Source organism: Acinetobacter kanungonis (genome assembly GCF_009939195.1).
GTDB classification, from domain to species: Bacteria; Pseudomonadota; Gammaproteobacteria; order Pseudomonadales; family Moraxellaceae; genus Acinetobacter; species Acinetobacter kanungonis.
On sequence record NZ_JAACKC010000004.1, the window covers coordinates 254,071 to 278,928 of the forward strand.

Sequence of the window (24,858 nt, forward strand, 5' to 3'; positions counted from 1 at the left end):
CCACCGAACAACACACTTACTGAAAAAGACGTCCTTTTCCTTTTCAATAACCCTTAAAACTACATCTAAATCGTAATGACGTTTTCCTCTAAATAGCTTTGCATACCCGATTCACCCAGCTCACGCCCAGTGCCACTCTTTTTAAAGCCACCCCATAAAGAACTTGGATGAATCATTTGAAAAGAGTTAATCCAGATATGACCCGCACGGAGTCGTTTCGCGATGGTTTTACCGTGATCGACTGATCCGGTCATAATGGTTGCCGCCAAGCCAAATTCCGAATCATTTGCTACCGCGACAGCTTCATCTTCAGTTTTAAAAGTACGGCAGCACATGACTGGACCAAAAATTTCTTCTTTCCACAGACGGCTGTCTGTCGGAACATTGATATAAATTTGCGGACGAATATAGAACCCTTGTGCAGGACATTGAATGTTTTCCGCATCAATCAATGCGGTCAGTTGTTCTTGCTCTGCAATGGCTAAATATTCATGCACTTTTTTGAATTGTTTGTGCGTGGTCATTGGCCCCATGCTGAACTGACCATCGGCTTCTTGACCCAATAAAATGGATTCTGTGGCTTGCTTTAGTTTTTGATAGAACGGTTCAGCAATTGATTCATGCACCAACACACGCGACATGGCAGAACACATTTGACCTGCGTTATAGAACATGCCGCCCACGGCTTTTTCCACAGCATCATCAAGATCGGCATCATCTAATACCAAGAATGCCGATTTTCCGCCCAGTTCTAGGGTCACACGTTTGACTGAACTTGCAGCAGCTTGCATCACTTGAATACCAATTTCGGTACTGCCGGTGAAAGAGACTTTCTGTACCTCTGGATGACGTACGAGATGTTCAGCTGCAACGGCATCCCCCAAGACCAAATTAAATACGCCTTGCGGGAAATCAATTTGATTGAGCAGTTTGATGAATTCGAGTTCTGGTAAGGGCACCAGTTCAGAAGGTTTAAATACCAAGGTACAGCCCGCTGCCAATGCAGGGGCAATTTTCCATGCACTGGTAATTAAAGGAAAATTCCACGGGGTAATTAATGCCACTACACCCACTGGGTTTTGCTGATGAGTGAGTTCCGTGCCGTGATCAGTTTGACTGGTTTTACTAAAGGCAAATTTCTGCACTAAATCCGCATAGTAGCGGTAGCATTTAATGCTGTTATCAACATCGACTTTGGCTTGACTGATCGACTTGCCATTGTTGTGATGGGACAGTTCTACCAGTTTATCTTTAGACTGTTCAATCGCATCTGCAATTTTATTCAGCCATGCTGCACGTTCTGCTGCACTGGTATTGCTCCAGCTTGCCAAAGCTTGATTTGCTGCTTCAACCGCAGCATCCACATCATGGGTAGAAGCTGCAATGAAATGCGCGAGTGCTTGTTCACTACGCGGATTGATCACCGCAATCTCGGTAGAACCTGTCGTTGCAGCCCATTGTCCATTGATATAATTTTTCATCTTCCTACTCGCTTTAGCATGATGGCATTTTTCAAGACTGATACAGTCTCATCCGCACAGCACAACTATTGTTCCATTTTGCTTTTGACTATTTTTAATCTTTTTTTCTGCCACAACCTGTTGCTCAGGCTGACAACTTCCGAGCAACCTGATTCTGGTGAATCAGGCTGTACGCTAGTGAATGACAGTGAAAACTTATAAATGACCTTCAGCTTTTAACTCTTGAATGGTATTTTGAATCGCATGACGTAAGGTTTTCACTGCAAAATCAACCTGTTCACGCGTTAAAATTAACGGTGGAGACAACACATTCATGTGTCCGACTGGGCGTACAATCAAGCCGAGCTTTTGGCAGTGATTCGCGATACGTTTACCCACACCCACTGAACCATCAAACAACTCTTTGGTTTCTTTGTTGCGCAAGTTTTCAATACACATCATGAATTTCTTACCGCGCACCTGACCGACAATTTCCAAGTCAGCTAAGGTTTTTAACTGCTCTTCAAAATACACGCCAACATCTTGCACGTGCTCACAAATCTTTTCACGCTCAATGATTTCAATGTTTTTCAGTGCTGCCACACAACTTACAGGGTGACCTGAATAAGTAAAGCCATGCGTCAATAAGCCACCCTTATGATGCGGTTTGCTGATGGCTTCATAAATTTCATCAGAAATAATGGTCGCACCCAAAGGTAAATAACCTGAAGATAAGCCTTTAGCACAGGTAATGATGTCTGGAACAATGCCGAACACTTCTTCAGAAGCAAACATATGTCCTAAACGACCAAATGCAGTCACAACTTCATCCGATACATACAACACGTTGTATTTCTTACACACTGCTAAAGTTTTCGCGTGGTAACCTTCAGGCGGTACAATTACACCACCCGCACCCATAATTGGCTCAGCAAAGAAGGCTGCGACATTGTCTGGACCCAATTCTAAAATCGTATCTTCTAGTTCCTGTACTTTTTCATTACAGAAATCTTCCATCGATTGCGATTCAGGCTTACGGTATGGATTCGGACATGAAACGTGATGCACCAACTGGTTGTGAATTTCAAAACCAATATGATCTGCTTCAATGCCTGTCAGACTCATACTGATATACGTACTGCCGTGATACGCATCTTTACGCGCAATCAATTTTTTCTTAGAAGGTTGACCAATTTGATGGAAATAATGGTGAATTAAACGCACTGCCGTGTCATTTGCTACCGAACCGCCACAACCAAAGAACACATGATTTAAGCCTTCTGGTGCATGTTCAGCCAGTTTTGCAGCTAATTTTGCTGCTGGTGCTGTAGTTTGATGACCAAATGGTGAGAAGTATGGAAGTTCCATGATCTGTGCAGAAACCGCATCCGCAATTTCTTGACGACCATAACCCACGTTGACACACCACAAACCACCAATACCATCGAGGTATTTATTGCCATGTGCATCATAAACAAAGACATTTTCACCTTTCGCCATAATTAAAGAACCTTCTTCTTTAAATGTGGTGAAATCTGTCCATGGATGAATCACATGGTCTTTGTCTTTTTGCCAAATATCTTGAATATCAACTTCTACGGGTAATTTAGAGTTCATACGTTTCCTTCCTTACGCTTTGCTGCACACCAATCCTGGCGGCTGCATTCTACGGTTTATTCGTTCATCTTGCTGTTTAAACTGCTTGCGCGCAGTGAGTTTCGCTGGTTTCTGCCTGCATGGCGTCATAATTCAGGATGGCATTTAACAGCACATCTGCACCTTGAGCCGCATCTAGCGCATAGACATCTTCGGCTTCGTTATGACTTAAACCATCAATACATGGAATAAAAATCATGGTGGTTGGACAGTGCTTGGCAATATTAATTGCATCATGTCCTGCACCACTGACGATTTTCTGATTGGAATAGCCCAAACCATCTACCGCTTTTTGAACAGTCTCAACACAAGCCGCATCAAAATAAGTCGCTGGGCTGAACCAATGTTCCGAAATGCTGATGTCTAAATCATGATGTTCGGCAAGCGTCTGTAGAATTTTACGTGTTTCCACTTCCATCTCTTTCAATGCCGCATCATTCGGATTACGTAAATCAATGGTCCATTGAATTTGACCTGGAATGGTATTACGCGATGAGTTTGCCACCTGCATTTCACCAAAAGTCACCAAGCCTTCAGGGAAGCGTTTACGAATGTTTTGTTCCAATTCCACAATCATCGCTGCCGAACCCACCATGGTATCTTTACGCATCGACATTGGGGTTGTGCCCGCATGTGCTGCTTTACCTTTGGTTTCAACATCTAACCAGAGAATCGCTTGCCCACCAGTCACCACACCAATCGCCACATGGTTCTGTTCCAAAACAGGACCTTGTTCAATGTGCGCTTCGTAATAAGCCTTAAACGGACGCGCCAAAGGCGTTTCGCCCAATTGACCTGTACGTTGTAGTTCGGAATAAACCGTCACACCCTGCTTATCTGTACTTTCATACACTTTTTGCTTAGACAACAAGCCTGTAAATACTGCAGAACCCATCATCGCTGGGGTAAAACGTGCACCTTCTTCATTGGTCCACACCACCACTTCCAACGGATGGTAAGTCTTAATCTCTTCTTCGCTCAAACGCTGCAAGACTTCCAAACCCGCCAATACGCCATAGATACCATCAAAACGACCACCTTTAGGCTGAGTATCCAAATGGCTGCCCATCACGATTGGTAGCGCGGTTGCAGAAAGACCTGCACGTCTTAAAATCAGGTTTCCAATTTCATCATAATGAATTGAAAGATTGATCTTTTTTGCCCATTCAATTAACAAGGAACGCCCAGCAACATCTTCATCAGATAACGCCAAGCGTGTGTTGCCACCTTTATCTGTTGCGCCAATTTTTGCCATTTCCATCAGCATTTGCCACAACCGTTCCGCATTCGCTTTCATTTACTAGAACATCCATTTTATAAATACTTTTATGTGTCATACATGACACCTAATTTCGTAAATTCACTCTAGAAAAAAAACCGAACAGCAACAAGCGATATATTTTTAAGCACGACATTAGAAAAACTAATACCCTTAAATTGAATAACACTTGTACGCTTAGCGCATGCTAAAGAAATAATCTGATAAACCAAAGTAAAATAGATAAACGTGACATTCAAAATTATTCAAACAACTGAAATATCTGAAAATTAAAAATGGAGTAAAATTCACCACTGAAACATTTAAAAACATCTCTGGATAAATTTAGATCGATATTCCAATTGTTACAAAATGGTGCATATCCAATTTAAAATGCTGATATTTTAAGCTCATATCAATCACAGATACTGCATATCTAGCTAGCTCAACATAATAAAACCCTTGATGAACCTCATAAATTTCTCATTAAAAAAGGATTACCCTGAATATTCCAGCGTAATCCTTGTTTAATTTCTACATTCGACTTTTAAATCATGATGCCGTGATTAAAACTCTTTGGTGATGCTAAAAATCACTGCATCATCTGCATTATCAATATCTTTATTCATATTAGAATCAACATAATACAAGTCAAAAATAAAGTCGTTGTAGCTATAATTTCCACCAATTTTATAATCGCTATAAGCATCTTTTTGATCAGTTGCCCACAGCACCGCATAAGCATCCTTGCTGGAGAATTGGTTATAACCAACTTGGGCATAAGCACCCCAGTTTCCAGCAATTGGATACAGATAACTCAATTCGTAGCGCAACTCCTTACCTGTCTGGAAGGAATATTCAGGTGAATAATAGAACGATAAATTCAGCTCATCTTCTTCTTTAAGCAAGCCCATCCCAATCGCACTGACGGAATATTCCTCATAATCTGGGTTTGGTATGCTTTTATCTGCGCCAGGATAGTTCACATCCAAATACTGGACATTCAACTTGAAGTGATCATTCACCAAGTAGTCATAACCCAAGTAATAATCCAACTCTAGGCTACTGCCAATATCTAAATCGATATTGGAAGCGAACAGTTGTGCATATAACCCCGACGTATGCTCTAGCCTGAAAAAGCCTTGTACGGCTGGATTACCCTGATTCTGTGAATAGCCTCGTGAATAGTAATCTGTTAGTAAAGCCATGCTACCGCTGCTGGAGAAACTATTCAGGAAAGTCGGTTCTTCAGCTGTCTCTGCCTGCGCTTGTGAAACTGCGAGTGCTGCCAATAAACCATATACAAGCTTGTTTTTCATCATTTTATTCCAATCAATTCCATGATTTTTATTTTGCTTTTTTATTCTGTGTCTTTTTTTTCAAAAACATAGAACCAATTTCAACAAAACCACAGGAACCATTTTGGTAAAAAAATGATGAGGAAATGAGCCAATATCATATAAATAAAGCCCATATTTAAGAGCACCATGCTGAGTCCAATCAGGCTTTTTTTCTAAGCCGTCAATACGCTTAATTGTATTTTAAGGAGATATTTATCAATATGTTAGCCGTATTTATTTCAGGGACTAGATTGCGATGACTCTAGCAACGCTAGTGCAAGAATTCATTTTCAAGTATAAAAAAAGATCATCAAAAATTGATGAGCACTGATTTTATCTTCAAATGTTACTCATTATGCTTCGATTAATGCGCAGCAAATACACTTCTGAGTTCATTGATAAAATATTGCTCGACTAAGGACAACTCTCGGTCTTTATGCCATGCCAATGAAATCGGAATAATAGAAACATAAGGAAAGGGTGGCAGTTGTTTAAATAAATGATAATTTTCATTTTTTTCTATAATATTTTTAGGCAACAAACCAATACCAATGCCACTTTTAATAAAACGAATCACTTCATCCATATTATTGGTGGTGACCAGTAATTTATTATTTTTTAAAATCGTTTCTCGCACTTCATTTAATGGTGAGCTGGGATTATTTAATTGTTCACTTTGAAAAGAAATAAACCCATGCCCCTTAATTTGATCAATGCTTTGAATATCTTCTGTATATAGCGCGTGCTTCTCACTACAAAACAACGCATATTTTTGATTAATTAAAGTGTGATAGTTTAATTTAGGATGTAAAACTTGATTAATTCCTATTCCAAGTGCAGGAATTTTTTGCAGTAACAACTGCTGAATTTCCTTGCTTTTTAATACGTCGACCTGAAAATCCACCAATGGATATTTCTGATGAAAATCATGCAGTAACTGATCATAGCGTCTGGATTCAATACGACTTAACACCAACAGTTTAATGGTGCCCGATAAGCTGTTTTTCTCGGTATTTAAACGCTCTTCATAATCCAGTAATTGACTATAAATCATCATACTGGCTTCAAACACAATTTCACCCGTAGCGGTTAAATAAAATTTCCCCCCTGTTCGGATAATGAGTGTGTCGCCAATTTGTTCTTCCAATCTTTTTAAACTTTGGCTTATGGCAGACTGGGTTAAGAACAATTTGACCGCTGCTTTATTTAAGCTACCTTCTTGAACGATGACCCGAAAGATACGCAGCAAAGACCAATTACATTTGTCTAGCAAAACATTTGATCTCATGCTGTCCTCCCTGATGATGCAATCTCACAACGTCCCTGCTGATCATAGCAAAATTACCAAGGACTCACTGCCTCTTTTTGGCTTGGGTTGCAGAGCAAAATTATAATCCCATATTGCACCAAGCTCTTTGGAATAGCTGATCAAAAAGCAGAATACAAATTTCTCAATATATGACTCTATGAACATTAACACTCAAGAGACTTATTTGTAGATCGATATGTTTTTAAAAGGAAATTGTTCTCTATGGGCAAGAGTTATCAGGGCTATTGTCACGCGTTCATCAAACAGGGAATCCTAGAATTAACCCGCTCAATTTTTTTATGTGAATTCTTTTAAATTTAGTGATTTTTAGAAACTGCATATTGGAAATAAAACAAGGTCTGAAGAGATGGGTCCTCCCCTTCAGACCTTTAGAAGCATGGAACTCTGCCCTATGCTGCTAATTTAACTTTTTTATGGAGAGATACGAGAGCCATTTAAGGGTGGCGAATGAGTGCCAATTAATCATCAGATAAAGTTTATATACTTCTATTTTATAATGTATCGATTTGTCTACACAACGTTATAAATGCCCATTTAAAAATTAGTAATATTCAATTAAAAGGCTTGTTCAGTATTGAACAAGCCTTTTATTTAAAGTTACATGCCGATGCTTAAGTTACAACTCACCATTGAATATTGACTCTTCGATTGGGAGCTAGGCACTTGATCAATGCACTATTGTGCTGATTTGCACTACATTCTTGATAAATATCTGTTTTTCCAACTACTTCAATATTAATTCGACTTGCCTGAATTCCTTCATGAATCAATAGCTTTGCAACAGTATTTGCTCGCTGCGCAGAAAGTTGCTGGTTATAAGCAAAACCACCTAACCGATCTGCATAACCTGAAACTACAATATTATGTGCAGGAGCAGAAGATGCTATAGCATTTGCGATATCCGCAATTGAGGTTTGCTGTTGATCAATTCCATTGATATCTGTACGGTCAAATGCAAAAAATACACTCGCAGAGTTTTGGGTTAACAATGCTGTTGCAGGAGATCCTTGCATATTCGTAGGCTGTGACATTAATCCTTGGCAGACTTGCCCCTTCCAAGCTAAACGATCAGCGATATACTTATTATCAAAATCAATTCTTAATTGGCAGCGCTCATAATTCTGAGTGTTTGGTAAACGAATATCTAAAATATAATTCCACGTTTTTACTGCAAATAAGCCTTCACTGAAATGCGGATCTCCAAGCACATGCCTGATTTGATCTTTAGTCAGCCCGACTTCTAAACGTGAAACATTATCGTATTCATAACGTTGTACTTGTTTCAAATAACTCTTTTTTATTTCTGGAAATTTAATTTCTTCTTGATCAATAGGTTCTGCTGCATGACTCAACATAATAAAGCTTGAGAACATCCCCATTAAACATGCTTTTACGATAGTCTTCATATTATTACTCGCCGAGAACAAGTAAGGAAAATGAATACATCTTCCTTACTATACTCATTAAAAATTAATCAATTACGCCACTGATACCAATACGAACACTAGGATCCCCCTGTGAAGCCGCTGCAAAACCACCTGTGACTGACCAGCGTCCATTGTCAGCAGTTTTACGAAGGGTTACACCAATCGCATTTTCACCACCGTGATAAGATGCACCTGCTGCATAGGTATATTTACCTGAAATGTATGGCGCTGCTTCCATTGCCATTGCTGCCGCAATACCTGCATTGGCTCTCTTTTCAACGCTATTAATACGTTCATTGGTACTATAAAAGGCTTGCTGTAATTGATCACCTAAGTTGTTGATTCGATTGCCTAGCGCTGTATCAGCATCATTTAATGCAGTAACTGCATCACCAACATTGTTATACGAGCTTTCTCCAACCTTATAGCTTGGAGCAGTAAAACTTTGCGTGATATTGTCATAACCCGCTCCGCCACCTAATGAACTCACAATATATTGATTCGATGTGTTCAACTGTGCGCCATTAACAGCATCTGTAGATGAAGCACTCACTGAACCACTTGCAACACCTGTAATTACTCGATCACCCGACTGTCCAGATACATTAACCTTAGTACCACCACTATCTTTAGCAACAGTGATTTCAGCATCCGAACTTGCTTGTTTTACAAGTCCAACAGCACCTGTGTTAATTTCATTCTTAATATTAGTAATATCGGTAGAGTTCGCTGTAATTTGGCTTTGTAAATCTTCCTGAACTGCCGCTAGTTGACCACCATTCACTGCATCTTTTGAACCTGCTGTGACATTACCATCAGCAACATTGGTAATTTTTGTCCCATTAGTTCCACCGGCAAGCGTAATTGAGTCTTTATTTGTTGAGCCATCAGTGTTTTTATCATACTGTACAGCGCTATCTGACAGTGCAGTTACATTGTTTGTCAACGTACCCACCGCACTATCCAATTGACCTTTATTTACAGCATCCGTAGCAGTTTGACCATCTGCAACATTGGTAATGACTTTATTACCAGCATTAATTCCAGTAGTCGTTACACTTGGTCCACCAGCAATAATTAAACCTGAATTACTAATACTCACTGTAGAGCCTAATGTAATACCTGATGTACTTAGGACTGTGTTACCTGCGGTAATACTGTCAACATTCAGGTTTTTATTTAGACTTAATTGAATATTGCCTTCATTATCTGCTGTACTTGTCTGAGCAACAGTTAAATTACTGTCTCCAACAAAGTTAACTTTGCCATTTGGTGTAATTTGCTTATTCGTTGCAGTATTACTGTTTGCAGAAAGTGTCCATCCAGCATTAACTGCATCATTCGCATCAGTAATAACAGTTTCCAATGCTTTTAAAGCATCGCCTACAGTGTATTGTGTGCCTTTAGCAATATTGTATGTTAAGCCTGTAATTGAGCCATCAGTATTGGCAGATGCATTACCACCAAGACTAGATACAACAGCCTCTTGTATAGCTTTTTGTACATCACTTACTGTTTTAAGCTGGTCTTCTGTCGCAGCTTGACCACTGGTAATGCTAGAAGCATTCCAGGTCTTGTTACTCNACCACCTACAATATTCTTCACATTGTTCGCTGTGTTAAATAGTTGGCTACCATTGATCGCATCAGTAGATGTTGAGTTAACTGCACCCGCTTTCACATTGGTTAAGCTAACTGCTGTAGTCGCTCCTACACCACCTAAAGTCACTTTGTCTTTGGTGCTCACATTATCGTATTTAACTGCAGCATCATCTGTAGCTTTTTGGGCATCACTGACTGTTTTAAGCTGGTCTTCTGTCGCAGCTTGACCACTGGTAATGCTAGAAGCATTCCAAGTCTTGTTACTCAACCCTTGAACTGTATTGGTGCTCTTGTCAATCACAACATTACCAACAGTCACTTTATCAAAGCTAACTTCTTGTGCTGTCGAGACTTGATAGTTGCTTGATCCATCCGCATTGGTGCTTGGAGTAACAACNAACGTTGTTGCCTGCCGTGACTGTCGTTTTCGCTTTGGTCGCTGTTTCTTTAACGTTGCTGATTGCACCATCGATCGTGTTCGATCCTGTACCACCTATGTTGCTGGTTGTGATCACACCTGTTGTTGCGTCAATTGTCGTTGTACCACCTACAATATTCTTCACATTGTTCGCTGTGTTAAATAGTTGGCTGCCATTGATCGCATCAGTAGATGTTGAGTTAACTGCACCCGCTTTCACATTGGTTAAGCTAACTGCTGTAGTCGCTCCTACACCACCTAAAGTCACTTTGTCTTTGGTCGTCGCATCATCGTATTTAACTGCAGCATCATCTGTAGCTTTTAACTGTGCCACATTAACTGCATCACTATTTGCTGTTCCTGCCGCCACATTAGTGATTTGTCGATAATTTTGTTTACCATCTAAAACTGACGTTCCACCAATACTAATTGCACCTAGAGTACTAGTTGTCGAATTAATAGCATTTGTCGCTGTAACTGTTGAACCAATAGGTACATAGCCTATAGCCCCTGCTGCTGTATTCGCATAACTATATGCACCAATAGCAACACTACCTACCACAGAAGCATGAGATAAGCTACCAATTGCTGAAGAATCTTTAGCTTGAGCAATAGCAACCGTACCAATTGCAGTCGCCCCCCCATCGTTTGAGTTGCTACCACCAGCAGCAATAGCCATAGTACCAATTGCTGTAGAACCAAAACCACTAGCTTGTGTTTTTAAATATCCTGTGGAAGATCCAGCTACACCAAAGGGATCTACTGAATCATTAGCAGTCTGATATTTCAATCCTTTATTAATAACAAATTGACTGAATCTACTTGTACCTGAAGATCCATCTAAATCATCTCCCCCAATTGCAATAGCCCCCCACCCAGACGCTGAAGTATCATTACCAATCGCTACGGCTTGAGAGGCCGTAGCTCGTGCTTGTGATCCTATTGCTGTAGTTTGTTTGCCAACAGCATAACTTCCTTGCCCAATTGCAACTGTTCCTTGAGTACCATTGGCATATGCATTACAACCAAGTGCAATGTCTGATTGAGTTACAGCATTTGCTTGATTACTACCATTACATTGTGAAATTGCTGTACCACTACCTGTCCCACCATTAATACCTGTTTGTGCAAATGCATTCGGTGAAAAACTTACTGCAACAGCAACAGTTATTGCACTAACTGATTTACTGATCGATGTTGTTTTCGTTTTCCCCTTCGCAATCTCTGAAACCGCCACCCAAGCGCCTAAAGATGCATTCCAAACGACCTTGTATACTTTATTCATATCATCACGTACCAGATTAAACAAAAATGTTTAATTACTCTTTTTTGTAACTTTGAGTAATTTTTTGCCAATCTTATAGACGATAAATAGTGATGTAAATCACATTTTTAATTATTTACTTATTTTATTTATCGTTTCTCTGGTTTTAATCATAAAACATCTCACTTTTTAAAAATAATGTGATATAAAAATTTACCAAAGAATATAATTAACAATATAACCATATGAAAATATTTATTATTTTTTAAAATAAGAATCATTACAATTAAAGCCAACAATTAAATATAAAAACTAAAAAATATCATTAGATAAAATTAACAAATAATTAATGGAGTTTTAAATGAAATATTGAATAGAAATTTTTGGGCATAAAAAAAGCCCCTGAGTATTTACACAGGGGCTTTTCGAATTTGGCGGAAGCGGTGAGATTCGAACTCACGGAGGACTCACACCCTCGTCGGTTTTCAAGACCGGTGCATTAAACCGCTCTGCCACGCTTCCATGTGCGCAAGAATACTAAGCTTTTTCATTTTAGACAAGTAAAAAATAGTGTTAAAGCATTCAAGTGCATATTGTTTCATCAATTCCTTAAAGTTTGGCTGCAATTTCAGCACCATCACGTATCGCACGCTTCGCATCTAGCTCTGCTGCAAGTTTTGCACCGCCAATAATATGGTAATTGGCTAAAGCCGCTTGTCCTTGTTGCGGCATCAAATCTTTGACAGACTCTTGCCCTGCACATACCACAATCGTATCGACACGGAGCAGTTGGTCTTGCCCGTTCATTTCCACCCATAAGCCTTCACTAGTCACAGCTTTATACTGCACGCCACGTAACATACGCACTGCATGCTTTTTCAATTGTGCACGGTGCACCCATCCCGAAGTTTTCCCCAGTCCAATTCCTAATGGCGTGGTTTTGCGTTGTAATAAATAAATTTCACGCACAGGGGCTTCCACTTCAGGATGCTGTAAACCCCCTTCAGTCATGTAGTTGGCTTCCGCATCAACGCCCCATTCTCGCTTCCAATCCGCTAAAGGTTGTGGCTGTGGTTGATGTGGCGGTTTTAATAAAAACTCTGACACATCAAAACCAATACCACCTGCACCAATCACTGCAACGCGATGACCCACTGCTGCACCCCGTAATACTTCAGCATAAGACAGTACATTGGGCGCATCACTGCCCTGAATCTTTAAAGAACGTGGTACTACACCCGTCGCAACAATGACTTCATCAAAACCTTCACGCTCCAATTGTTCTTGGTTCACTTTGGTGTTTAAGCGTAACTCTACACCCGTTTTTTCGAGTTGCACTTTAAAATAACGGATGGTTTCGTGAAATTCTTCTTTGCCTGGAATGACTTTGGCTAAATTAAATTGACCACCTACTTCATGACCGGCTTCAAACAATGTCACTTGATGCCCACGCTCTGCTGCTACCGTTGCGGCTGACATGCCTGCCACACCGCCCCCCACCACAGCAACCCGTTTTGGTTTTGCAGTTTTGACATAAACCAATTCAGTTTCAAATGCTGCACGTGGGTTGACCAAACAGGTTGCACGCTGGTTTTTAAAAGTATGGTCCAAACACGCCTGATTACAGGCAATACAGGTATTAATTTCATCCACTCGATTAGTAGCGGTTTTATTGACCCAGTATGGATCTGCCAAGAATGGACGCGCCATCTGCACCATATCAGCTTTGCCTTGCGCCAGAATGGCTTCGGCGGTTTCAGGCATATTAATGCGGTTGGAAGCAATCACTGGCACTGTCACATGCTTTTTCACTTCTGCGGTATAGTCAGCAAAAGCTGCACGCGGCACCGAAGTCACAATAGTTGGAATGCGTGCTTCGTGCCAGCCAATCCCCGTATTCAGCAAAGTAATGCCTGCTTTTTCTAAGGCCTGCGCAACAGCAATCACCTCTTGCATCGTGTTGCCATCATGGACCAAATCCAACATGGATAAACGGAAACAGATAATAAATTTTTCACCGACTTTTTGACGCATGGCTTTAACAATTTCCACGGCCAAACGCATACGATTGTCTATTGAACCGCCCCAACGATCTTTACGTTGATTGACATGTCGACTCAAAAATTGATTCAGCAAATAACCTTCAGAGCCCATAATTTCCACACCATCATAACCCGCCAGTTTGGCTAAATGTGCGGTATGTGCATAGTCTTCGATGGTGTTCAAAATCTGTTTTTCACTCATTTGACGTGGCTTAAATGGTGAAATTGGCGATTTAATTGGGCTGGCAGATACCACAAAAGGCTGATAACCATAGCGTCCAGAATGTAGAATTTGCATCAAAATTTTCGCGCCATGCTTATGCACGGCATGGGTCACCAAACGGTGGGGGGCAATATCGCCAATGCTATTCATGGTGCCACCCGCAGGCAGTAACCACCCCTGACGATTTGGCGAAATCCCGCCAGTAATAATCAGTCCAACTCCACCTTTTGCTCGTTCACCAAAATAGGCAGCCAATTTGGGATAATTATAAAAACGGTCTTCTAAACCCGTATGCATAGAACCCATCACCACACGATTTTTAATGGTGGTAAAACCCAGATGGAGTGGTTTCAAAATATTTGCATATGGTGTTGTCATGGCGAATCCTTATAATTTATTAGCTTTGCAACTTGTTGCATAATACTTTAACGTGATTTTTTATTTTGTTTATGGCTGTATGTGGCTGATTCTCTAAATAATCAGCCAATAAAAAAAGTGTAGCCAAACGCTATTGCGGGTTGACTACACTTTTATCACAACTGATCCATCAGCGGTTGGATTTACTTCCAGTATTTTAACTTCGAAGTCTGCCCAATGCCGACATTAAAGCTATTGGTTGGGTCTAGTTTTTGATAGTGCTGTTTTAAGGCGGGCTTCGCCACATATAAATGGCCGACATTGTGCTCCGCAGGATACTCAGCACCTCGATCATCCAGCAAATGCCACATCTGATGCTCCATCGCCAAAGGATCAACGCCTTTTTTAACAATATAATCCTGATGGAAAACATGACATAAGAAATGACCATAATACAGTTTATGTACGATCATCTCGTCCATTTCTTTGGGTAAGGTTTCCACCCATTCACGGTCATTACGACGTAAAGCAATATCCAGCGCCAGTATATCTTCCACTTCACTACGATGGGTATCACGGTAGCGAATGGCTGCACCTGCAACCGCAAAACGATGTAAAAAGGCTTTACGACCTTCCTCATCTGTACAATGGAAGAAACCGCCCGTCGCACGCTGCGTGAAATAGCTGCTGAGGAATTGTTGTACTTGCTCTACATCCTGATTTTCAATCCGTAAAATCAAATGGTGTTCATACAGATCACGGAATTGGTTCATGCGTTCAGGCAAATGATTCGGCATAAACTTGGTGATCAATTGCAGAACTTTATCCGACAGTCCTTTCATGCCGACTTTTTCTAAATAGCCATCGACTTTGTCTTTCATGGCAAAAGCAGCAGGCACTTTGGCTGTCCCGAATTTTTCAATAAAGACAAAGGTATCTTTACCGTATTCTGCACCAATGTCATATGCCACACGGTGAATATATTCACCCGCAATCGGTAAGCGCGGTGAATCGGTCAAGAGAAAACGACGAATTTCAGTCAGATCATCCTGCGTATTGGTGCCAACATAAAACACCTGACTTGGGATCTTCTCAAAAGTATCCAGTCGAACTGCAAATACACAGATTTTTCCTGCCGAACCCGATGCTTCAAACAAGCGCGATGGATCGGCATTAAAACGTGCTGGCGTGGCTTCATCCACCTGTTTAACGTCATGCGCATAACGCTGGTCAGAAGCGCAACAACTTGGATTATGCTGCACATCGCCCGTTTGATATTGCTGATTTTGCAGGCGTGATAGAATTTCTTCAGGTGTATTTCCCAAATCCACACCCAAATGGTTAATCAGTTCCAGTTGCCCCGATTCATTCACTCGCGCATACAATGCCAATTCGGTATATGCAGGACCACGACGTACCAGCGCACCACCTGAGTTATTACACACCCCACCTAAGACTGATGCCCCGATGCAAGAAGACCCAATTACTGAATGCGGTTCACGATTAAACGGCGCCAGCTCTTTTTCCAAACGGTCGAGTGTTGCCCCAGGTAAACAAATCACTTGCTGCCCATCACGGATAATTTGGATGCCTGCCAGACGTCGCGTGCTCATCAGTACCACAGGTCGGTCATAATCATCACCAAAAGGCGTTGAGCCACCCGTTAATCCTGTATTGGCAGCTTGCATAATCACAATACAGTCTGCAGCTACAGCCGCTTGTAACACTTGCCATTGTTCCAGTAACGTCCCCGGCACCACCACTGCAAGCACTTGCCCTGCACCATAGCGACGTCCTTGGCGGTACAAGCGTGTTTCACTTTCCTGCGTTAAAACGTGTTGTTTACCCACAATCTCGATGAGTTTTTGAATGGTTTGCTGTGAATCTGAATGGGGTTGCATAAGGAATGTTCCTCTCCCAAATTTGAATATGGAATCGTATGTATTGAAATTTTTTGGATACTTGCCCCTTTTTCCAAAGAGGCAAGTAGTTTAAAGCGCCAAGCTCAAATCAAAATTAGTCAGCCCCTCCCTTTTAAAAAGGGAGGTTGGGAGGGATTTTTTCTCAGTTAATCACTTGTTTTAAGAATAAAATCACTCGACCAATTCGCGCTCTAAACGAACCAAGCAATCCTCAGTAATATCGGCAATGGTTTTAGCACCCGTTAAAGTCATGGCAACACGCATTTCTTTATCAATCAGTTCTAAAAGATTTGAAACACCCGCTCCACCCGCAGCACCTAATGCGTAAACAAAAGCACGACCGAGCATACAGGTGTCCGCACCCATCGCCAGCATACGCACCACGTCTAGACCATTACGAATGCCTGAATCAGCCAAAATTTTAATATCACCCTTCACTGCATCGGCAATCGGCGGCAAGGCACGTGCAGAAGATAAAACACCATCGAGCTGACGACCACCGTGATTTGACACCACAATACCATCTGCACCAAAACGCACGGCATCTTTGGCATCTTCAGGGTCAAGAATCCCTTTGATCACCATTGGACCATCCCAGAACTCACGGATCCATTCCAGGTCTTTCCATGAAATTGATGGGTCGAAGTTAGCGCCTAACCAGCCGATATAATCTTCCAGACCTGTCGGTTTGCCCAAGTATTTAGAGATATTACCCAAATCATGCGGACGTCCCATCAAGCCTACATTCCAAGCCCAATGCGGGTGGAAACAAGACTGCATATAACGACGCATTGCCGCATTAGGACCACTCATCCCTGAATGCGCATCACGATAACGCGCGCCGGGTACTGGCATATCTACGGTAAATACCAGCGTCGAACAGCCTGCTGCTTTGGCACGCTCTAAAGCATTGCGCATAAAGCCACGGTCACGCAGCACATACAACTGGAACCACATTGGACGTTGAATGGCAGGTGCAACTTCTTCAATTGGACACACCGACACAGTCGATAACGTAAATGGAATGCCTTTTTTATCTGCTGCAACTGCCGCCTGCACTTCACCGCGACGTGCATACATACCCGTTAAACCCACAGGCGATAAAGCCACAGGCATCGACAAGGTTTCATCAAACAGTTTGGTCTCAAGACTCAACGCTGACATATCATTCAGAACACGTTGTCTTAAGGCAACTTTCGAAAGATCTTCTACATTTCGCTTCAGGGTATATTCTGCATATGCCCCACCATCAATGTAGTGGAAAAGGAATGGCGGTAAACGACGTCGCGCAGCTTCGCGATAATCATTTGCAGAAGAAATAATCATGGTTATATCCTGTTTAAACGGCTCGAACGTTGTCGACGGGCTTCTTCCTCATCAATCGAACGTACTTGCTGAACTACAAACTCAATGTGCCCACACACAGCCTTGCGTGCGGCTTCTGGGTCTCGGCGCTCAATGGCATCAATCACTTGTAAATGCTGTTCATGCAATTGGTCAAAACGATGGGCTTCGGAATAGACTTTGCGTCGTCCTAATGCCACGTTAAATTGCAACAGATCGAACACGCCACGCATGACTTGAATCAGCACCAGATTGTGCGAAGCTTCTGCAATTGCCAGATGAAAATTGGCATCGGCACGTGCAGCTTGCTCATCATCGCCCAAAGACTGGAAGTGAGTGATTTGGTCATAACAATCACGGATGTGCTGAATATCTTCAGGGGTAGCACGCAAAGCTGCATGCCAAGCGGTACCACCCTCCAAAATAATTCGAGCTTCCTGCACATCAAAACGATAGGCAGGATCCTCATCAATTAACTCGCTCAGAGGTTGCACAATTTGGTGTTGTGACCACGAGCTGGGTAATTGCTGTAAATAAGTTCCCGCTCCCACCTTGCTGACCAGCATGCCCTGACTGGTCAATTGCTGAATAGCCTCACGCAAAGAGGAACGGGATACACCGAGTTGCTCACACAACTTTCTTTCAGCGGGTAAACGGTCTCCGACTTTCATTTGTTGAGACTCAATCAAATGACGCAAACTTTGTAAAACTCTGTCGGAGACTTTCATACCGCTGTCCTTCAATCTACGGGTGTTATGGAATCATCCATGGGAACACATATGCTTGTAAGGTAATAATAATACCGATCATTACCGTAAAAGTGATACTGTGTTTCACTGTAAAACGGAACAAATCAGATTCTTTACCCACTAAGCCCACTGCCGCACAGGCAATTGCAATAGATTGAGGGGAAATCATTTTACCGGTAACACCACCGCTGGTATTGGCAGCCACCAACAACACTTCTGGTACACCAATTTGTTGTGCAGTGGTCGCTTGTAGCGCACTGAACAAGGCATTCGCAGAAGTATCTGAACCCGTCAAGAATACCCCGATCCAGCCCAAGAATGGCGAGAAGAAGGTAAACGCATGTCCAGTATGTGCCAAAGCCAATGCCAGTGTTGCAGACATACCTGAATAGTTGGCAATAAAAGCAAATGCCAACACCATACCAATTGAATAAATTGGGGTTTTTAATTCATTGATGGTTTCACCAAAGGTCACTACCGCTTCACGTGGTTTCATTTTTAAATAAATGATGGTGATGATTGCTGCAATCATGATTGCAGTACCTGTCGCAGACAGCCAGTCAAACTTGAAAATGGCATCATAGTCTTTGATTTCAGGCACCACAGGTGGCATTTTTTGCACGACTTGATGCAAGAACGGCACTTTAATTGAAATCACAAGATCATGTAATGCACCATCTTTGGCGAACAAATCCTTAAACGGTTTGATACTCCAAATCGTGACCATTACAGTTAAGACCATGAATGGAGACCATGCCTTCGCAATTTGACCAATTGAATATTTCTTCTGTTGATCTGCATTCAAGCTATTCGCATCGATATGCATATCTTCAGCTTTGAAACGGAAAATATGTTTCGGTTTCCAGTATTTCAATAGAATGGTCAAGCTCACCAAAGAAGCAATTGCCGCAGTAATGTCTGGTAATTCTGGACCGACATAGTTTGAAGTCAGGAATTGCGCCAATGCGAATGAACCGCCACCGACCAATACCGCAGGCCAAGTTTCCTTAACACCGCGCCAGCCATCCATAATCGCCATAATCCAGAACAATACGATAGGCACCATAAACGGAAGTTGGCGACCCACCATCTGGCTGATCTCGTGCGTATCTACACCAGACACTTGACCCGCCACAATAATTGGAATACCCATGGCACCAAACGCAACAGGAGCCGTGTTCACAATTAAGCACAAGCCCGCTGCATATAAGGGTTTAAAGCCAAGCCCGACCAATAAAGCCGCGGTAATTGCGACTGGTGCACCAAAGCCTGCTGCACCTTCAAGGAAAGTACCAAAGGCAAAGCCCACCAACAGCATTTGTAAGCGCTGATCTTCAGTAATGGACAGAATGGATGAACGGATAATGTCAAATTGACCCGTTTTCACCGAAATTTTGTACAGGAACACCGCCCCGATAATAATCCAGGCGATTGGCCATAAGCCGTAAAAGAAACCATAAACCAAAGAAGCAAATGCCATCATGGTCGGCATTTGATAAGCAAATAAAGACACCAATAAGGCTAAAACAACGGTAATTGTCCCAGCCACGCTGCCCTTCATGCGAAATACCGCCAACGCTAAAAAGAAAAAGATAATTGGAATAAGCGCAATTAAACTGGACAGCCAGATATTGCCAATAGGATCGTAAACTTGTTGCCAATGTTGAAGCATTGTCATCTCCTTGAAATGCTTGCTAGAACCTTGAGTTGGTCAGATCATCCTGAGGTAAAAATACCAAATTGGTCAGACCAATAAACCAAAAGCGTAAAAAAATAATCACAGTGTGCATTATTATAGTAGTTTTAAACCCAAAACAGGTCAATAAAAAAGCATAATAAATACATTGGTCAGACCAATATATTTGATCAATTTATAAAAACCTCTGTTTTTAGAGAAAATACGCAATCCACTTAATGTCCCTGTTTTTATTTATTTTTTTTAAATCCACTCAACCAAACTGGCTATTTATTCAACTTTAGTCGAATGGATTCATTTGTTGCACATTTATACAGACCTCCGAACACTTGTCTGATTTTTATGTGAATTACAAACGCCCAACATGCAGCAAAATATTGCTTCTAATCACTTAAATCCTCGTTTATCTCTCAGAAAATTTACTGTTTTTTTTATTTTGACTTTGTTTTGCGAAAACAAGCGTCTAGAAAAGTGCTACAATCGCAAAAATATGTATTCTTTCAGGCCACCCATTCTCGGTGCCTATATTTATATCGTTAGGATTAACAATGACTGATAATGCAACTATCTTGCAGAATGTCCCAGTTGGCAAAAAAGTTGGTATTGCCTTCTCTGGTGGTCTAGATACTTCAGCTGCTTTATTGTGGATGAAACAAAAAGGCGCAGAGCCTTATGCATATACGGCAAACTTAGGTCAGCCTGATGAAGATGACTACGATGCCATTCCTAAAAAAGCAGAAGCGTACGGTGCGGTAAAAGCACGTTTAGTCGACTGCCGTTTACAGCTTGCACTTGAAGGTATTGCAGCGATTCAGTGTGGTGCATTCCATATCAGCACTGGCGGTATGCCATATTTCAACACGACTCCATTGGGTCGTGCAGTAACAGGTACCATGCTTGTAACTGCAATGAAAGAAGATGACGTAAACATCTGGGGTGATGGTTCAACTTATAAAGGTAACGACATTGAGCGTTTCTACCGTTATGGTTTGTTGACTAACCCAGCGCTTAAAATTTACAAACCTTGGTTAGACCAAACCTTTATTGATGAGTTAGGCGGCCGTGCAGAAATGTCACAGTTCCTCATCGACAATGGTTTTGACTACAAAATGTCGAAAGAGAAAGCTTACTCAACTGACTCAAACATGTTGGGTGCGACTCACGAAGCCAAAGATCTTGAATACCTCAATGCGGGTATCAAAATTGTAGATCCAATCATGGGCGTTGCATTCTGGAAAGACGACGTAAAAATTGAAGCTGAAGAAGTTTCAATCACCTTTGAAGAAGGCTTCCCTGTTGCAATCAACGGTCAACGTTTTGAAAATCCAGTTGATTTCATTCTTGAAGCAAACCGTATTGGTGGTCGTCATGGTCTAGGTATGTCTGACCAAATCGAAAACCGTATTATTGAAGCAAAATCTCGCGGTATTTATGAAGCACCAGGTATGGCGTTACTTCATATTGCTTACGAGCGTTTAGTGACGGGTATTCATAACGAAGACACGATTGAACAATACCGTATTAACGGTTTACGTTTAGGTCGTTTGTTGTACCAAGGTCGTTGGTTCGATTCACAAGCACTTATGCTACGTGAAACTGCACAACGCTGGGTTGCTAAAGCCATTACAGGTACTGTGACTTTAGAATTACGTCGTGGTAATGATTATACGATTATGAACACTGAATCTCCGAACCTCACTTATGAAGCTGAGCGTTTAACCATGGAGAAAGGTGATTCAATGTTTACCCCAATGGATCGTATTGGTCAGTTAACCATGCGTAACCTCGACATTACTGATACCCGTGCGAAACTCGGTATCTATACAAATTCGGGTTTATTGTCGATTGGTGCGGGTTCTGCTGTACCACAATTGAAAGACAAAAACTAAGGTTTCAGCTTCTGAATACCTAAAGCAAAAACCGCCACAGCTTGGCGGTTTTTGCTTTTATACCGTTTTGTTTCATACCATGCTGAACCGCAGATAAAATAAGCCAAATCATAGGAAGGGTTCTTTTTCTCGATTCACTCCTCACAGAAAAACAATAAAAATGCCGTCTATATTTACCTGAATTAAGCCATTTATCTGTAATTCGACTTAGCATTGCAAGCTGATATAGATTATCATCTGTTTTATTTTTTAGTCCGAAATCGCCTTGAATACGATTACTCTTTTGCAGCCAGACGATTGGCATGCCCACTTACGTGATGGCCTTGCACTGCAACGTACTGTTCCAGATTTAGCTAAGCAATTTAAGCGTGCGATTTGTATGCCAAATCTTGTTCCACCAGTGAAAACCGTGGAAGAAGCGCTTGCGTATCGTGAACGAATTATGGCGCATGTACCTGAGGGCAACCCGTTTGACCCACGTATGGTGCTGTACTTTACTGACACGACCCCTGCAAGCGAAGTCAAAAAGATTAAAGATTCAGAATTCGTGAATGCCATCAAACTTTATCCAGCGGGTGCAACCACCAACTCGGACAATGGCGTCAGCGATATTCGCAAAGTCTATGCTGTAATTGAGCAACTTGAAGAACACCAAGTACCGTTATTGTTACATGGTGAAGTTACCCATAATCATGTGGATATTTTTGACCGTGAAAAACGCTTCCTCGATGAAGTTTTATCACCGCTGTTGAAACAGTTCCCGAAATTAAAATTGGTGCTGGAACACATTACCACCAGTGAAGCTGCGCATTTTGTCTTAGAACAAGACCGCAATGTTGCTGCAACCATCACTCCACAACATTTATTATTTAACCGTAATGACATGTTGGTCGGCGGCATCAAGCCACACTTCTATTGCCTACCCATTTTAAAACGCCAAACGCACCAGCAAACCCTGTTGGAAGTGGCAACCAGTGGCAATCCTAAATTCTTCTTAGGCACAGACAGTGCACCGCATTCAAAAAATGCCAAAGAAAATGCTTGTGGTTGTGCAGGTTGTTATAGCGCACCAACCGCGATTGAACTTTATGCTCAAGCCTTCGACCAAGTCGGCAAACTCGAGCGCTTAGAAGGCTTTGCCAGCCACTTTGGTGCAGACTTCTATGGTCTTCCACGTAATACCGAAACCATTACACTGGTAAAAGAAGATCAAGTGATTCCTGAAAGTTTTGATTATTTAGATGGTGACAAGATTATCCCGCTTTATGCAGGTAAAACCATCCATTGGAGAAAAGTGTGACAAATGAAACTCTACCAGTAATTGGTCAGCGTTTCCGTGGATTTTTACCTGTGGTGGTCGATGTCGAAACCGCAGGTTTTAATTCCCAAACTGACGCACTGTTAGAAATAGCAGCGATTCCAATTATTTATGATGATGAAGGTAAATTCGTTCCGGGCGAAGCTCACCATGCACATATCAATCCGTTTGAAGGTGCAAATCTAGATCGTCGTTCGTTAGACTTTATTGGCATTGATCCATTTAACCCAATGCGTGTCGCGATGGCGGAAGATGAAAAATCAGCACTGAAACGTATTTTTAAATCAGTGAATGAAGTTCGTCGCCAACAGAATTGTACCCATGCCATTTTAGTCGGTCACAATGCACATTTTGATTTAGGTTTTGTCCAAGCAGCGATTGCGCGTACTGGTACCAAAAATCAAAATCCGTTTCACAGTTTCTCAGTGTTTGACACTGTGACTTTGAGTGCAATTGCCTTTGGTCAAACTGTCCTTGCCAAATCCTGTATTCAAGCGGGAATCGAGTTTGATGGCAAAGAAGCGCACTCGGCTTTGTATGACACACAAAAGACTGCAGAACTGTTTTGCTATATTTTGAACAAACTCACTCCACACCTACTTGACACTTTGATGGCGGATCAATAAGATACCGCCATCTTCTAAACGTCCCTATCGTCTAGAGGCCTAGGACATCGCCCTTTCACGGCGGTAACCGGGGTTCGAATCCCCGTAGGGACGCCATCTATTTGCTCTCGCAAAAATTCACATCGATACATTCAACCTTCATTCTCACAGCTAGAATTAGGTATACTCGCAATTTTATTTTTCGATTCTGATTGACCTATGTTGAAGAAAATTTTACTGGTTTTACTAATTCTTTCTCCATCAGCGATTTATTTGTATATTGCATCGAAAGATGATCCAAAAGCATCTTCAACCACTCAAACGCCTCCATCTGAGACGGTACACAATCCACATCAAACACCAGACCATTGAGTCAGGTCATCAATTGATGGATCCCGCGGTTTATCACTTGAATAAATCGCTTTGTTCCACAATCCCTAAAACAATGCATTTTCTCAACGATATCATTCTTCCAAACCCTTTGAATCACTGATCCTCCAATCCACCCTCATCAGCCTTGCCTGTTCTCATCTGAATTTAAACCCAAAACTGGATAAACCAGCTCAAGATGATTTCAGAAACATTCGTTTGGCTCTAATCTTGACGTAATAGATACAAATTTGACTCAAACTTTTAAGACTACCTAGACGATGAAAAAGCACGTTCAATCCGCTTAGCACGTAAAAAATTGCGCTGAATTCGACAAGTAAGATATTTTTTACACAAACAAACCCATTTTTTCGAAATATTGTAATAACCTGTTTGACAGTCAAGAAAAAAATACATAATATACGCATCACCTCGTAACGTCCCTATCGTCTAGAGGCCTAGGACATCGCCCTTTCACGGCGGTAACCGGGGTTCGAATCCCCGTAGGGACGCCATATTTCGTTTCATACGATCATTCAAGACTCACAATTCATTATTATTACATTGCAGATTTGTAGTTTTGCACTACA

The 24,858-nt window shown here is 41.6% G+C and carries 15 protein-coding genes, 3 tRNA genes and 2 pseudogenes; 6 read left to right on the top strand and 14 right to left on the bottom strand.

From position 1 onward, the window contains the following. Nucleotides 1–65: 65 nt before the first annotated feature. The 14 genes and pseudogenes from GWK51_RS09440 to lldP all read right to left on the bottom strand — a co-directional run bounded on the left by GWK51_RS09440 (nt 66) and on the right by lldP (nt 20,069). The gene (locus GWK51_RS09440) at nt 66–1,481 is read right to left on the bottom strand and encodes an aldehyde dehydrogenase family protein (protein WP_161933511.1); all 1,416 of its coding nucleotides are present in this window, start codon (nt 1,479–1,481) and stop codon (nt 66–68) included. A gap of 195 nt (nt 1,482–1,676) precedes the next feature. Beyond that, complete coding sequence (locus tag GWK51_RS09445) at nt 1,677–3,077, bottom strand: aminotransferase (RefSeq protein ID WP_161933512.1); 1,401 nt, start codon at nt 3,075–3,077, stop codon at nt 1,677–1,679. A gap of 76 nt (nt 3,078–3,153) precedes the next feature. After that, the gene (locus GWK51_RS09450; RefSeq protein WP_161933513.1) at nt 3,154–4,413 is read right to left on the bottom strand and encodes a Zn-dependent hydrolase; all 1,260 of its coding nucleotides are present in this window, start codon (nt 4,411–4,413) and stop codon (nt 3,154–3,156) included. Between the two features lie 527 nt (nt 4,414–4,940). Next, complete coding sequence (locus GWK51_RS09455) at nt 4,941–5,696, bottom strand: TorF family putative porin (protein ID WP_161933514.1); 756 nt, start codon at nt 5,694–5,696, stop codon at nt 4,941–4,943. A gap of 382 nt (nt 5,697–6,078) precedes the next feature. Next, entirely contained in the window at nt 6,079–7,002 is a 924-nt protein-coding gene (locus GWK51_RS09460) for a LysR family transcriptional regulator (protein ID WP_161933515.1), read from the bottom strand. A gap of 665 nt (nt 7,003–7,667) precedes the next feature. Continuing rightward, the gene (gene tpgA, locus GWK51_RS09465) at nt 7,668–8,450 is read right to left on the bottom strand and encodes a trimeric autotransporter adhesin/peptidogylcan-associated protein TpgA (protein ID WP_161933516.1); all 783 of its coding nucleotides are present in this window, start codon (nt 8,448–8,450) and stop codon (nt 7,668–7,670) included. A gap of 67 nt (nt 8,451–8,517) precedes the next feature. Continuing rightward, nucleotides 8,518–10,824 (bottom strand): annotated as a pseudogene (locus tag GWK51_RS16470) (hypothetical protein); the annotation flags it as partial. Nucleotides 10,825–11,031: 207 nt separating this feature from the next. Then, nucleotides 11,032–11,775 (bottom strand): annotated as a pseudogene (locus GWK51_RS16620) (ESPR-type extended signal peptide-containing protein); the annotation flags it as partial. A gap of 411 nt (nt 11,776–12,186) precedes the next feature. Continuing rightward, nucleotides 12,187–12,276, bottom strand: a tRNA-Ser gene (locus GWK51_RS09485). A gap of 87 nt (nt 12,277–12,363) precedes the next feature. Then, nucleotides 12,364–14,397, bottom strand: coding sequence for an NADPH-dependent 2,4-dienoyl-CoA reductase (locus GWK51_RS09490; protein WP_161933517.1), 2,034 nt, complete (start codon nt 14,395–14,397; stop codon nt 12,364–12,366). A 182-nt stretch (nt 14,398–14,579) separates the two neighbouring features. Further along, nucleotides 14,580–16,277 carry a D-lactate dehydrogenase gene (dld, locus tag GWK51_RS09495; RefSeq protein ID WP_161933518.1) on the bottom strand — a complete coding sequence of 566 codons (1,698 nt, stop codon included), beginning with the start codon at nt 16,275–16,277 and terminating at the stop codon, nt 14,580–14,582. A 192-nt stretch (nt 16,278–16,469) separates the two neighbouring features. After that, the gene (gene lldD / locus GWK51_RS09500) at nt 16,470–17,624 is read right to left on the bottom strand and encodes an FMN-dependent L-lactate dehydrogenase LldD (RefSeq protein WP_161933519.1); all 1,155 of its coding nucleotides are present in this window, start codon (nt 17,622–17,624) and stop codon (nt 16,470–16,472) included. Between the two features lie 2 nt (nt 17,625–17,626). Next, on the bottom strand, nt 17,627–18,370 hold the full coding sequence (lldR, locus tag GWK51_RS09505; protein ID WP_100241451.1) for a transcriptional regulator LldR: 744 nt from the start codon (nt 18,368–18,370) through the stop codon (nt 17,627–17,629). A gap of 25 nt (nt 18,371–18,395) precedes the next feature. Beyond that, nucleotides 18,396–20,069, bottom strand: coding sequence for an L-lactate permease (gene lldP, locus GWK51_RS09510; RefSeq protein ID WP_171334050.1), 1,674 nt, complete (start codon nt 20,067–20,069; stop codon nt 18,396–18,398). 566 nt (nt 20,070–20,635) lie between these two features. Here lldP and argG point away from each other — a divergent pair. The 6 genes from argG to GWK51_RS09535 all read left to right on the top strand — a co-directional run bounded on the left by argG (nt 20,636) and on the right by GWK51_RS09535 (nt 24,783). Continuing rightward, nucleotides 20,636–21,976, top strand: coding sequence for an argininosuccinate synthase (gene argG / locus GWK51_RS09515; protein ID WP_100241453.1), 1,341 nt, complete (start codon nt 20,636–20,638; stop codon nt 21,974–21,976). Nucleotides 21,977–22,241: 265 nt separating this feature from the next. Then, nucleotides 22,242–23,276, top strand: coding sequence for a dihydroorotase (gene pyrC, locus GWK51_RS09520; protein WP_161933520.1), 1,035 nt, complete (start codon nt 22,242–22,244; stop codon nt 23,274–23,276). Beyond that, on the top strand, nt 23,261–23,920 hold the full coding sequence (gene rnt / locus GWK51_RS09525; protein WP_161933521.1) for a ribonuclease T: 660 nt from the start codon (nt 23,261–23,263) through the stop codon (nt 23,918–23,920). Before pyrC ends, rnt begins: the two co-directional genes overlap by 16 nt. 20 nt (nt 23,921–23,940) lie before the next feature. Then, a tRNA-Glu gene (locus GWK51_RS09530) sits at nt 23,941–24,016 on the top strand. 102 nt (nt 24,017–24,118) lie between these two features. Beyond that, nucleotides 24,119–24,271: a hypothetical protein gene (locus GWK51_RS16475; RefSeq protein WP_171479112.1), complete on the top strand. Its 153-nt coding sequence runs from the start codon at nt 24,119–24,121 to the stop codon at nt 24,269–24,271. 436 nt (nt 24,272–24,707) lie between these two features. Further along, nucleotides 24,708–24,783, top strand: a tRNA-Glu gene (locus GWK51_RS09535). The last annotated feature ends 75 nt before the right edge of the window (nt 24,784–24,858 follow it).